Raw genomic sequence first — 13,006 nt, forward strand, 5'->3', positions numbered from 1 at the left:
ACCCTTTCCTTCCCTTAAGCCGCATCGCGCTTGGCGTCGTTGCGGTAAGCCTCTACCGCCTCGATCAAGGCTTGAAGAATCTCCGCGCTCTCACCGATCACCGAGAGGTCGGCACGCTTGATCATGTCGCAGCCAGGGTCGAGGTTGATCGCCACCACCTTGTCGCAGGCACCGATGCCTTGCAGGTGCTGGATCGCCCCGGAAATCCCCACTGCCACATAGACCCGTGCGGTGACCCAAGTGCCGGATGCCCCGACCTGACGATCGCGAGCCATGAAGCCGTCGTCCACTGCCACCCGCGAGGCGCCTTCGGTCGCGCCGAGGGCTTCGGCGGTCCTGTGGAAAAGTCCCCAGTCCTTGACCCCGTTGCCGCCGGAGAAAATGAACTCGGCTTCGGCCATGGGGATTGCCGCCGGATCGACTGCCACCGCACCCAGATCTTCAATCCGCGACAAGCTGCGCGCCACGGTTGTGGATAACTCCACCGGCAAGGCTTCGTGACGGGTTTCGCTGACCGGTTCGGCGCACTCGGCAGCCGCCAGAATCAATCGCGCCAGTGGACGGGCAAGGTCTTGCAGACCTGCGCCGGCTCGACCAATGCACTCCTGATCCTTGACCTGCCAGACCCGCGTGGCCGGACGCTCGCCCAGTGCCGCGGCGAAACGTCGACCGAGTTCGCCACCGCCACTGCGGCTGTCCGGCAGTAACCAGTGACGCGGGCTGAACTGGTTATCCACAGCCCGCAGGCCCTGGACCCGTTGCTCTGGTGCATAACCGTTGAATTCTTCGCCTTCCAGCACGAGCAGGCGGTCGACGCCCGCCGTGGCGAAAGCGTTTTCCTTGTGCTCGCCGAACACCACGGCCAACACCGCACCGTCCTTGCCGGCCAGCTGATGGGCCAGGCCCAGCAAGTCGCGGTCGTGGCTGCTCAAGCGACCACCGACCATGTCCGGCACCACGCTGATGTAAAACGCCGGCGCGGCCACCTGATGCAATGGCAACTGCACTTCAACAGCGGCTGAACGTTTAGTCGCCCCACCCTGCTGGGCGCCACTACGGTCGATACGCTTGATGCCGTTCGGACCGATAAAGCCAATGCCGTGGGGATTCTTGCGGATGACGCCATTCGGCCCCATCCAGCTGTGTTGCGCCGGTTGCATGGCCGCGTGTAGCGGGTGCAGCCGGTTGCGGGCGATCCATTCGGCCCGCGGGTCGCGGCGGATAATGTCGCTCATCAGTGCACCTCCGCAGGTTCACGTTTGGCCGGCGCGGCCGGCTTTGCCGCGTCGTCTTCCAGCAGCGCGTCGGCCACCAGTTCGGCAATGTCCTTGATCAGCGGACGGGGTTCGACCACGCCTTCGAGCATCGCCGTGCATTGTGGGCAACCCACGGCCACCAGTTCGGCGCCGGTTTCGCGGATATCGTCCATGCGCATGTCGGGAATACGTTGCTTGCCGGGAATGTCGGTGATCGGCGCACCGCCACCACCGCCGCAGCAGCGCGAACGGAAGCCGGAACGTTGCATCTCTTTCACTTCGATCCCGAGGGCGCGCAACACCTGACGCGGCGCCTCGTACTCACCGTTGTAGCGGCCGAGGTAGCACGGGTCGTGATAGGTCACGCTGTCGCCTTTGTGCTGACCGAGATTGAGCGCGCCAGCATCGATGATTTCCGCCATGTAGGTGCTGTGGTGCTGCACCAGGTAGTTGCCATCGAAGGCGCCGTACTCGTTTTTCAGCACGTGGAAGCTGTGCGGATCACAGGTGACGATGCGGTTGAAGCTGTACTTGGCCAGGGTCTGGATGTTGCGTTTGGCCAACAGCTGGAAGGTCGCTTCGTCGCCCAGGCGCCGGGCCACGTCACCGCTGTCGCGTTCTTCGAGGCCGAGCACGGCGAAGTCGATTTTCGCCGCCTTGAGCACTTTGACGAAAGCGCGCAGGGTGCGCTGGTTGCGCATGTCGAAGGCGCCGTCGCCGACCCAGAACAGCACGTCGGTGGATTTCTTTTCGCTGAGCAGATTGAGGTTCAAATCCGCCGCCCAGTTCATCCGCCCGCCCGGCGCGAAACCGCCCGGGTTGTCAGTGGCGATCAGGTTTTCCAGGACTTCCGCGCCCTTGTTCGGGGTTGCGCCTTTTTCCAGGGTCAGATGGCGACGCATGTCGACGATGGCGTCGACGTGCTCGATCATCATCGGGCATTCCTCGACACAGGCACGGCAGGTGGTGCACGACCACAGGGTTTCGGCGTCCACCAGACCGTTGACGATCGGTTGATGTGGATTGCCCGCGTGCTCGCCGATGGCCTTGCCCGGATACGGACTGCCGGCAAACTTGGCATCGGTGCCGCCGGCCAGGCCGACGACCATGTCCTGAATCAGTTTTTTCGGGTTCAACGGCTGGCCGGCGGCGAACGCCGGGCATGCCGCTTCGCATTTACCGCATTGCACGCAGGCGTCGAAGCCGAGCAATTGGTTCCAGGTGAAATCCTTGGGTTTTTCCACGCCCAACGGCGCGGTCGGGTCGCTCAAGTCCAGAGGCTTGAGGCCCGTGGAACGACCGCCACCGAAGCGTTCGGCGCGACGGTGCCAGGCCAGGTGCAGCGCACCGGCGAAGGCGTGCTTCATCGGCCCGCCCCAGGTCATGCCGAAGAACAGTTCCGACACGCCCCACAGCACGCCAACCCCGAGAACCGCTGCCAACAGCCAGCCACCGAAGTTTTCCGGGAGGATGCCCGCCACCGGCAGGGTCAACAGGAAGAACGAGGCCGAGAACGCCAGCAGGCTTTTCGGCAGACGCATCCACGGGCCTTTCGACAGGCGCGATGGAGGGTTGCGCCGGCGCAGGTAAACAAAGATCGCACCGACGAACATCACAGCCGTCATCAGCAGCAACGCATAGCCGAGGAAGCGGTTATGCAGGCCGAAACCGTGCACCAGAATCGCCAGCACGATAGACGCTACCGCACCGCCAGCCGTGGCGACGTGGGTGTTGGCAATGTATTTGTCTCGCGCCACTACGTGGTGCAAGTCGACCATGTAGCGCTTGGGCATGGCGAACAGGCCGCCGATCAGGTCGACTTTCGAAGCCCGGCCCCGGCGCCACATGGCCACCCGCCGCAACGCGCCCAGGACACCAAGGCCAAGGGCTGCGAACAACAGGATAGGAAGAAGGGTGTTCAACATGGTGAAGCTCCCACCAGTACATCTTGGAGAAACACGGTCGGTGTGTAGGAGCTGCCGCAGGCTGCGATCTTTTGATCTTGACCTTAAAAACAAGATCAAAAGATCGCAGCCTGCGGCAGCTCCTACACAGGGGTGTCAAAACCTTAGAAATCCTTGCACAACCGCAGCGCGTCGTAGATCGCCGCATGCACGTTGCGCTGTGCCACGCAGTCACCGATGCGGAACAGCAGGTAGCCGTCGCCGCTCTGCTCCAGGCAAGGTTGCGGCTTGATCGCGAACAAGGCTTCGACGTCGATCTGGCCTTTGTTGCGCGAGCCTTCCTTCAAGGCGTAGTAGATTTCCTCGTCCGGGCGCACACCGTTTTCGATGACCACCTGGTCCACCACCCGCTCCTCTTTGGCACCGGTGTATTCGTTCTCCAACACCGCCACCAGCTTGTCGCCTTCGCGGTAAACCTTTTCCAGCATCATGTCGCCGGTCATGATCACTTCTTTCGGGTACATGCTGCGGTAGTACGTCGGGAACGACGTGCCGCCAATCGCCACGCCCGGCTTGATGTCGTCGGTGACGATCTCGACCTGGCTGCCCTTGTCCGCAATGAAGTCGGCGGTAGACATGCCGGTGAACTCGCAAATGGTGTCGTAAACCAGCACGTTCTTGCCAGGCAGAACCTTGCCGTCGAGCACATCCCAGCTGCTGACCACCAAGCCTTCAGCCGCACCCCAGTGTTCGTTCTGCTCGATGAACGGATGTCCACCGACGGCCAGCACCACCACGTCTGGACGCAGGTCCATGATGGTCGGCGCATCCGCCGCAGTGCCCAGGCGCAGATCGACTTTCAACCGAGCCAGTTCCAGCTGGTACCAGCGGGTGATACCGGCGATCTGGTCCCGTTGCGGTGCTTTCGAAGCGGTGGTGATTTGGCCGCCGATGAATTCTTTCTTCTCGAACAGGGTCACGTTGTGGCCACGTTCGGCGGCAACGCGAGCGGCTTCCATCCCCGCAGGGCCGGCACCAACGACCACCACTTTGCGTTTCACGCCGGTGGTTTTTTCGATGATGTGTGGCACGCCCATGTATTCACGGGAAGTTGCGGCGTTCTGGATGCACAACACATCCAGGCCCTGGTATTGACGGTCGATGCAGTAGTTGGCGCCAACGCACTGCTTGATCTGGTCGATCTGGCCCATCTTGATCTTGGCGATCAGGTGCGGGTCGGCGATGTGCGCGCGGGTCATGCCGACCATGTCGACGTAACCGCCTTCCAGAATCCGCGTGGCCTGGTTCGGGTCCTTGATGTTCTGCGCGTGCAACACCGGAACCTTGACCACCTCCTTGATCCCGGCCGCCAGGTGCAGGAACGGCTCAGGCGGGTAACTCATGTTCGGAATCACGTTGGCCAGGGTGTTGTGAGTGTCGCAACCCGAGCCGACAACGCCGATGAAATCGAGCATGCCGGTGTCGTCGTAATACTTGGCGATCTGCTTCATGTCTTCGTGGGACAGGCCGTCCGGGTGAAACTCATCACCGCAGATGCGCATGCCCACGCAGAAGTCGTCACCGACCTCGGCGCGCACGGCTTTCAAGACTTCCAGGCCGAACTTCATGCGGCCTTCGAAGGTACCGCCCCATTCGTCGGTACGCTTGTTGACGCGCGGGCTCCAGAACTGGTCGATCATGTGCTGGTGCACAGCCGACAATTCCACGCCGTCCAGGCCACCGGCCTTGGCACGACGCGCAGCCTGCGCATAGTTGCCGATCACCCGCCAGATTTCTTCCGGCTCGATGGTCTTGCAAGTGGCACGGTGCACCGGCTCACGCACGCCCGACGGCGACATCAACGTTGGCCAGTTAAAGCCGTCCCAACGCGAGCGACGACCCATGTGGGTAATCTGGATCATGATCTTGGCGCCGTGCTTGTGCATGGCATCGGCCAGATTCTGGAAGTGCGGAATGATGCGGTCGGTGGACAGGTTCACCGAGCTCCACCACTCCTGCGGGCTGTCGATCGCCACGACGGACGAGCCGCCACAAATCGCCAGGCCGATCCCGCCCTTGGCTTTCTCTTCGTAATACTTGACGTACCGGTCGGTGGTCATGCCGCCGTCGGTGGCATAAACCTCGGCGTGCGCGGTGCTGAGCACGCGGTTGCGGATGGTCAGTTTACCGATCTGGATCGGTTGGAACATTGCTTCGAAAGCCATGGCGGGTTCCTCGACTTACAACGGCTTGACGGTGAACAAACCGTCTTCGTGGCCCTCTTCGGAGCCACCGTAGACTTGCTCGGCCACGGTGCGGATCTTGCTGCCGCGAGCGGCCAGGATCTGGTCCATGGCCCCTGCAAACCAGCCAGTGAACATGTAGTCGACCTTACGCCCGACCTTGCCGTACACATAGACGAATGCCGAGTGTTCGAGCTTGACGCTGGCGGTGCCTTTGTCGAGGTCGATGTCCTGGATCTTGAACAGGCCCCAGCCGCGCTGCGACAGGCGCTTCATGTAGTGTTCGAACACGGCGATGCCTTCCAGACCGTGACATTCGGCTTCTTTTTCACACCAGTGCCAGGCGGACTTGTAGCCGGCCTTGTAGAGGATTTCGGCATAAGCGTCAGCGCCCAGCACTTCCTCGATGCCCATGTGGTTGTTGACGAAGAAGTGACGCGGTACATACAGCATCGGCAGGGCGTCGGAGGTCCAGACACCGGTTTCGCTGTCGACTTCGATTGGCAATTGCGGGGCGATTTTGGCCATGGAAACTTGACTCCAGAAAATTCGTTGCGTTGCCCGCTGCACGGACGGCAGCGGGAAAGGATTCAGAGATGCGGCGGCTTATTCGCCCCAAACGTCCTTGAGGACATTCACCCAGTTCTCACCCATGATCTTGCGCACCACGCGCTCGGAGTGGCCGCGCTTGAGCAGGGTCTCGGTCAGGTTCGGGAACTCGCCCACGGTGCGGATGCCCAGCGGGTTGATGATCTTGCCGAAGCTGGTCAGACGGCGGGCATAGCCCTTGTCATGGGTCAGGTATTCGAAGAAGTCCTGGCCATGGCCCTGGGTGAAGTCGGTGCCGATGCCGATGGCGTCTTCGCCAACCAGGTTCATGGTGTATTCGATCGCTTCGGCGTAGTCGTCGATGGTCGAATCGATACCCTTGGCCAGGAACGGCGCGAACATGGTCACCCCGACGAAACCGCCGTGGTCGGCAATGAACTTCAGTTCTTCATCGGACTTGTTGCGCGGGTGCTCCTTGAGCCCCGACGGCAGGCAGTGGGAGTAGCAGACTGGCTTCTTCGATTCGAGGATGACTTCTTCGGAGGTTTTCGAGCCGACGTGGGACAGGTCGCACATCACGCCGACCCGGTTCATCTCGGCGACGATTTCACGACCGAAGCCCGACAGGCCGCCGTCACGCTCGTAGCAACCGGTACCGACCAGGTTCTGGGTGTTGTAGCACATCTGCACGATGCCAACGCCCAGCTGCTTGAAGACCTCGACGTAGCCGATCTGGTCTTCAAACGCGTGAGCATTCTGGAAGCCAAAGAGGATGCCGGTCTTGCCCTGTTCCTTGGCCTTGCGGATATCGGCGGTGGTGCGCACCGGAATCACCAGGTCGCTGTTCTCGCGGATCAGCTTCTGGCTGGCGGCGATGTTGTTGATGGTGGCCTGAAAGCCCTCCCACACCGACACGGTGCAGTTGGCCGCGGTCAAGCCGCCCTTGCGCATGTCTTCGAACAGTTCACGGTTCCACTTGGCAATAATCAGCCCGTCGATAACGATGCTGTCGGCGTGCAATTCGGCTGGGCTCATCAGGCTGTCCCCTTGTTAGCGATTCATGCGCCGAATCGTCTGCCGGCGCTTTGGAGCCAGCATATGCCTCGGTGCCCAAGCAGCCGGGTGCAAAAACGACAGGGGAATTGCCGAAAGCGTCAATCCGCGACAAAGGGTCGTCGCCAGGCACTATCACCGACCTGTTCAAGGCCCTCGGCTTGGGCCAGAATTCGCCGCATCACTGGAATAGAGCGGCGACCTGAATGAAATCCATCCTTCTGGCTTTGGCACTGATTGCGACCGGCGTACACGCAGCCGAGGTGTCCGACGACAACCCGTGCGACAAAGTCGAAAACGACGTCCAGACCCTCGAGTGCTCGGCCTTCAGCAAAACCACCGCCGAAGACCTGCTCAAGGAAAACCTCCAGGGCCTGGACGACCGCATGCAGTCGCAGTACGGCAAAAACCCGTCGCAACTGGCCGACATCACCGCCAAGATCAAGGCCGCCCAACAGCAATGGCTGAAGACCCGCGACGCCGATTGCGCCGTCGAAGCCTTCCCGGCCACCAGTGGCAGCAAGGCGTTCACCATTGCCCAGAACGATTGCGTGGCGCGGATGAGCGACGAGCGGTCGGAGTTTTTGGAGTCGATTGGGCAGGAATAGTCCTGAATGTCCCGCTGAAAGCTGGCACTACCACCAGCTTTCAATCGCCAAAACCCCCTTTTCCCACAAAGCACTCAGATCTGACCTCCAGCTTCTGTCGAAAGCCGCTGCTCTGCGGACTTTTCACGCAACATACCGACAAATGTTGTTGATGGCCTATCACAAAAATATAAGTAAAAATTCGCAAATCTTATAAAAGACTTATATTTTTCCGCGATGAAGCACCTACTGACATTCAAATCATCAACGACGCCGAAGGCAATCCAGCCTTCGTGGTCATTCCCTATGCACAATACGTGGCGCAGAAAGTCGAGCCCGACTTGATCCCCCATGAAGTGGTGAGCCGTATCGTCGATGGCGCTACCCCTATCCGCGCCTGGCGCGAACACTTGAACCTTACCCAGGATGAAGTGGCCAAACGCATGGGCATAACCCAGCCTGCCTTTGCCCAACAGGAAACCGTCGCCAAGCCCCGTAAAGCCACTCGCGAAAAAATCGCTTTGGCATTTGGCATCACTGCCAGCCAGCTTGAACTGTAAGCTGCACACCCTCTGTCACTAATGAGATTGAACATGAAAGTCTGCGGCATCGAAATCAAAGGTAGCGAAGCCATCATCGCCGTGGCCACCCTGGACGGTCAGGTGCTGGGCCATGTCGCGCTCGCCACCAAGAAAATTGCGCTGGACGATGACGATGAAGCCGCCAACGTCAAAGTGTTCGCCGCTCAGGTCGCTTCGTTTGTCCGTGAGAACTCCATCGACCGCATCGCGATCAAGAAGCGCAGCAAGAAAGGCGAGTTCGCTGGCGGGCCGACCACCTTCAAGATCGAGGGGGTTTTCCAGTTGCTGGAAAATTGCGAGGTAGCCCTGCTGTCGCCGCAGACCATCAATGCCCAGGCCAAGAAGCACAACTTCGAACTGCCGGGGACGCTGAACAAGTATCAGCATGAGGCTTACAAAGCGGCGTGTTCGGCGTTGGTGAAAAAATAAAAAATCGCAGCCTTCGGCAGCTCCTACAGGGGATCTCATGTAGAAGCTGCCGAAGGCTGCGATCTTTTGATCTTTATGCCTTGGCGGTACGCCGATCCTCCCGCGGGCAGCGCTCATATTTCGCCCGATAACTGCGTGTGAAATACGACGGCGATTCGAACCCGCAGGCAATGCTCACTTCCAGCACGCTCATGTCGGTCTGACGGAGCAACTGCCGCGCTTTTTCCAACCGTAACCGCAAGTAGAAATTGCTCGGCGTATCTTTCAGGTGCAGGCGAAACAGGCGCTCCAACTGGCGCCGCGTCACCTTGATCGATTCCGCCAGTTCCAAGGTGCTTAGCGGCGGTTCGCTGTGCTGCTCCATCTCGCCAATCACATGCACCAGTTTCTTGTTGCTGATGCCGTAGCGCGTGGCGACTTCCATGCGCTGGTGGTCTTTGCGCGGGCGGATACGGCCGAGTACGAATTGTTCGCTGACCTGGATCGCCAGGTCGGGACCGTGGGCCTGGGCGATCAGATCCAGCATCAAATCGATGGAAGCCGTGCCACCAGCGGAGGTGATGCGCCGACGGTCGATCTCGAACAGTTCCTGGGTGACACTGAGCTGTGGATAAGACTCCTTGAACGCGTCGATAGCTTCCCAGTGCAGGGTCAGGCGATGGCCGTCGAGCAGGCCGGCTTCGGCGAGGATGAAGCTGCCGGTGTCGATGGCGCCGAGGGTCACGCCTTCGTTGTCCAGGCGGCGCAACCAATGTTCCAGCGCCGGGGTAGTGAACTTCAGCGGTTCGAAACCGGCGACCACCAGCAGTGTCGCGCCTTTCTTCAGCGGCTCCAGCGCCGCATCGGCGTTGACCGACATGCCATTGCTCGCCAGCACCGCCCCGCCATCGGCGCTCAGCACATGCCAGCGATACAGCTCGCCGCGAAAGCGATTGGCGACCCGCAACGGCTCGATAGCCGAGATAAATCCGATGGCCGAGAAACCCGGCATCAACAAGAAGTAGAAATCCTGGGACATGGAGCGCACTCGCTTAGCAGGTAACAAGAGGCCAGGTAACAAGAGGCCAGGTAACGAGAGGGCGGGTAGCGTGAGGATGTTGATACGCCACTTGCCAGTGGCATTCAAGAGCACAGGTCGCTGCAGTGCAAGAGCTGGTCGCCGCAGTGCGCTTTCACGGCCGCTTAGCTGCGTAACTTGGCATCACCGGCGCATCAGACACCGGAACTCACAATAATCGAACTGCCGAGGAACCTGAGAATGAAACGACTGATCAGCAGCTGTGTTCTTGCACTCAGTGGTACCGCTTTGCTGAGCGCCAGTGTCATGGCCGCCGAACCCGCCGCGTGCCAGAACGTGCGCATGGGTGTAGTGAACTGGACCGACGTGATCGCCACCAGTGCCATGACCCAGGTATTGCTCGATGGCCTCGGCTACAACACCAAACAAACCAGCGCCTCCCAGCAAATCATCTTCGCCGGGATCCGCGACCAGCGTCTGGACCTGTTCCTCGGCTACTGGAACCCGCTGATGACCCAGACCATCACCCCGTTCGTCGACGCCAAACAGGTCAAGGTGCTTGAAGCGCCAAGCCTGCAGGACGCCCGCGCGACCCTCGCCGTGCCGACCTACCTCGCGGACAAGGGCCTGAAAACCTTCGCTGACATCGCCAAATTCGAAAAAGAACTGGGCGGCAAGATCTACGGCATCGAGCCTGGCTCGGGCGCCAACACCCAAATCAAAGCGATGATCTCCAAGAACCAGTTCGGCCTCGGCAAGTTCCAGCTGGTCGAGTCCAGCGAAGCCGGCATGCTCGCCGCCGTGGATCGCGCCGTACGTCGCAACGAAGCCGTGGTGTTCTTCGGCTGGGCGCCGCACCCGATGAACGTCAACGTCAAGATGACCTACCTCACCGGCAGCGACGACGCCCTCGGCCCGAACGAAGGCAAGGCCACCGTGTGGACCGTCACCGCACCGACATACACCGAACAATGCCCGAACGTCGGTCGCCTGCTGAGCAACCTGACGTTCACCGCCGAAGACGAGAGCCGGATGATGCAGCCGCTGCTGGATCACAAGGACGCTTTCGAGTCGGCCAAGCAATGGCTCAAGGATCACCCGCAGGACAAAAAGCGCTGGCTTGAAGGTGTCACCACCTTCGATGGCAAACCGGCCGCTGAAAACCTGAAACTGACCAGTAAATAAACCCGATTGAACCACCGACTCGCAGCCCCGACGGGCTGCGAACGGGACCACCACGCCTGGCCAAAACCAAAAACTCGCCTGTAAGGAACCGCCTCATGAACCACGACGTCATCATCACCTGCGCACTCACCGGTGCTGGCGACACGACCAGCAAAAGCCCCCACGTGCCGGTCACCCCGAAACAAATCGCCGCTGCCGCCGTGGAAGCCGCCAAGGCCGGCGCCACCGTGGTTCACTGCCATGTGCGCGACCCGCAAACCGGCAAATTCAGCCGTGATGTGGCGCTGTACCGCGAAGTGATGGAGCGCATCCGCGAGGCGGACGTGGACATCATCGTCAACCTCACTGCTGGCATGGGCGGCGACCTGGAAATCGGCGGCGGCGAGAACCCGATGGAATTCGGCCCGAACACCGATCTGGTCGGCCCGCTGACCCGCCTGGCCCACGTCGAAGAACTGCTACCGGAAATCTGCACCCTCGATTGCGGCACCCTGAACTTCGGCGACGGCGACACCATATACGTGTCCACCCCGGCGCAGCTGCGCGCTGGCGCCAAACGCATTCAAGAGCTGGGCGTTAAAGCCGAGCTGGAAATCTTCGACACCGGTCACCTGTGGTTCGCCAAGCAGATGATCAAGGAAGGCCTGCTCGACAACCCGTTGTTTCAGCTATGCCTGGGCATCCCTTGGGGCGCGCCGGCGGACACCACCACCATGAAAGCCATGGTCGACAACCTGCCGGCCGACGCGGTCTGGGCCGGCTTTGGTATCGGTCGCATGCAGATGCCGATGGCTGCGCAAGCAGTACTGCTCGGCGGCAACGTGCGCGTCGGCCTGGAAGACAACCTGTGGCTGGACAAGGGCGTGCTGGCGACCAACGGCCAACTGGTCGAGCGTGCCACGGAAATCCTCAGCCGCCTCGGTGCCCGCGTCCTGACCCCGGCGCAAGGCCGGGCAAAAATGGGCCTGACCAAGCGCGGTTAACCCCAAACACAAAACCCGTAGGAGCTGCCGCAGGCTGCGATCTTTTGATCTTGCTTTAAAAAACAAAGTCAAAAGATCGCAGCCTGCGGCAGCTCCTACAGGGCTCACCGAACTTATTAGGACGTCACCATGAGCTTCATCACCGAAATCAAAATCTTCGCAGCGTTAGGCAGCGGTGTCATCGGCAGCGGTTGGGTGTCACGTGCCCTCGCCCATGGTCTGGATGTAGTGGCCTGGGACCCGGCCCCCGGCGCTGAGGCCGCCTTGCGCAAACGCGTCGCCAATGCCTGGGGCGCGCTGGAGAAACAAGGCCTGGCGCCAGGTGCATCGCAGAATCGCCTAAGCTTTGTCGCGACCATCGAAGAGTGCGTGCGCGATGCCGATTTCATCCAGGAAAGCGCCCCGGAACGGCTGGATCTGAAACTGGACCTGCACAGCAAAATCAGCGCGGCAGCCAAGCCCAATGCATTGATCGGTTCCAGCACCTCTGGCCTGCTACCCAGCGAGTTCTACGAGAGTGCCACGCACCCGGAGCGCTGCGTGGTCGGTCACCCGTTCAACCCGGTTTACCTGCTGCCGTTGGTGGAAGTGGTCGGCGGCAAAAACACCGCCCCTGAAGCAGTGCAAGCCGCGATGAAGGTCTATGAATCCCTGGGGATGCGCCCGCTGCACGTGCGCAAGGAAGTACCGGGCTTCATCGCCGACCGTCTGCTCGAGGCGCTGTGGCGTGAGGCACTGCACCTGGTCAACGACGGTGTGGCGACTACCGGTGAAATCGACGATGCAATCCGCTTCGGCGCCGGTTTGCGCTGGTCCTTCATGGGCACGTTCCTGACTTACACCCTGGCCGGTGGCGATGCCGGCATGCGTCACTTCATGGCCCAGTTTGGCCCGGCGTTGCAATTGCCGTGGACCTACCTGCCGGCACCGGAGCTGACCGACAAGCTGATCGACGACGTGGTCGATGGCACCAGCGATCAACTGGGCAAACACAGCATTTCGGCGCTGGAGCGCTATCGTGATGACTGCCTGCTGGCGGTGCTGGAGGCGGTGAAGACCACCAAAGAGAAGCATGGGATGGCGTTCAGCGAGTAATCAAACCGCAGGCCCGGCCCCATCGCCAGCAGGCTGGCTCCCACAGGAGAACGCATTCCAATGTGGGAGCCAGCCTGCTGGCGATGACGGCATTCCAATCACAATCTGTTCTGGATCAGCCAT

At 60.8% G+C, this 13,006-nt stretch carries 12 protein-coding genes; 6 read left to right on the forward strand and 6 right to left on the reverse strand.

The features are described from left to right. Window positions 1–14: 14 nt before the first annotated feature. From KW849_RS21320 to KW849_RS21340, 5 genes are all read right to left on the reverse strand, one after another. Complete coding sequence (locus tag KW849_RS21320) at window positions 15–1,235, reverse strand: electron transfer flavoprotein subunit alpha/FixB family protein (protein WP_007985970.1); 1,221 nt, start codon at window positions 1,233–1,235, stop codon at window positions 15–17. Beyond that, entirely contained in the window at window positions 1,235–3,181 is a 1,947-nt protein-coding gene (gene dgcB / locus KW849_RS21325; protein ID WP_218431142.1) for a dimethylglycine demethylation protein DgcB, read from the reverse strand. Before dgcB ends, KW849_RS21320 begins: the two co-directional genes overlap by 1 nt. A gap of 143 nt (window positions 3,182–3,324) precedes the next feature. After that, the gene (dgcA, locus tag KW849_RS21330) at window positions 3,325–5,385 is read right to left on the reverse strand and encodes a dimethylglycine demethylation protein DgcA (protein WP_218431143.1); all 2,061 of its coding nucleotides are present in this window, start codon (window positions 5,383–5,385) and stop codon (window positions 3,325–3,327) included. A 15-nt stretch (window positions 5,386–5,400) separates the two neighbouring features. Then, window positions 5,401–5,931 (reverse strand): DUF5943 domain-containing protein, encoded by a 531-nt coding sequence (locus KW849_RS21335; RefSeq protein WP_218431144.1) that lies wholly within the window; start codon window positions 5,929–5,931, stop codon window positions 5,401–5,403. A gap of 78 nt (window positions 5,932–6,009) precedes the next feature. After that, window positions 6,010–6,987 carry a dipeptidase gene (locus KW849_RS21340; protein WP_218431145.1) on the reverse strand — a complete coding sequence of 326 codons (978 nt, stop codon included), beginning with the start codon at window positions 6,985–6,987 and terminating at the stop codon, window positions 6,010–6,012. 224 nt (window positions 6,988–7,211) lie between these two features. Between KW849_RS21340 and KW849_RS21345 the strand changes: the two genes are divergently transcribed. The 3 genes from KW849_RS21345 (at window position 7,212) to KW849_RS21355 (ending at window position 8,602) form a co-directional block, all read left to right on the forward strand. Beyond that, on the forward strand, window positions 7,212–7,613 hold the full coding sequence (locus KW849_RS21345) for a lysozyme inhibitor LprI family protein (protein WP_218431146.1): 402 nt from the start codon (window positions 7,212–7,214) through the stop codon (window positions 7,611–7,613). A 203-nt stretch (window positions 7,614–7,816) separates the two neighbouring features. Then, on the forward strand, window positions 7,817–8,152 hold the full coding sequence (locus tag KW849_RS21350) for a helix-turn-helix transcriptional regulator (RefSeq protein WP_218431244.1): 336 nt from the start codon (window positions 7,817–7,819) through the stop codon (window positions 8,150–8,152). A gap of 33 nt (window positions 8,153–8,185) precedes the next feature. After that, window positions 8,186–8,602 (forward strand): DUF3010 family protein, encoded by a 417-nt coding sequence (locus tag KW849_RS21355; RefSeq protein ID WP_218431147.1) that lies wholly within the window; start codon window positions 8,186–8,188, stop codon window positions 8,600–8,602. 73 nt (window positions 8,603–8,675) lie between these two features. Here the strand turns inward: KW849_RS21355 and KW849_RS21360 are convergent, their stop codons facing one another. Beyond that, window positions 8,676–9,620: a GlxA family transcriptional regulator gene (locus KW849_RS21360; RefSeq protein ID WP_218431148.1), complete on the reverse strand. Its 945-nt coding sequence runs from the start codon at window positions 9,618–9,620 to the stop codon at window positions 8,676–8,678. A 240-nt stretch (window positions 9,621–9,860) separates the two neighbouring features. Here KW849_RS21360 and KW849_RS21365 point away from each other — a divergent pair, with 240 nt between their 5' ends. From KW849_RS21365 to KW849_RS21375, 3 genes are all read left to right on the forward strand, one after another. Further along, window positions 9,861–10,805, forward strand: a complete 945-nt coding sequence (locus KW849_RS21365) for a choline ABC transporter substrate-binding protein (RefSeq protein WP_218431149.1) — start codon at window positions 9,861–9,863, stop codon at window positions 10,803–10,805. 95 nt (window positions 10,806–10,900) lie between these two features. Continuing rightward, entirely contained in the window at window positions 10,901–11,788 is an 888-nt protein-coding gene (locus KW849_RS21370) for a 3-keto-5-aminohexanoate cleavage protein (protein ID WP_218431150.1), read from the forward strand. 129 nt (window positions 11,789–11,917) lie between these two features. Continuing rightward, window positions 11,918–12,883, forward strand: coding sequence for an L-carnitine dehydrogenase (locus KW849_RS21375; protein ID WP_218431151.1), 966 nt, complete (start codon window positions 11,918–11,920; stop codon window positions 12,881–12,883). Window positions 12,884–13,006: the final 123 nt, after the last annotated feature.

Source organism: Pseudomonas sp. PDM26 (genome assembly GCF_019219185.1).
Taxonomy (GTDB): Bacteria; Pseudomonadota; Gammaproteobacteria; order Pseudomonadales; family Pseudomonadaceae; genus Aquipseudomonas.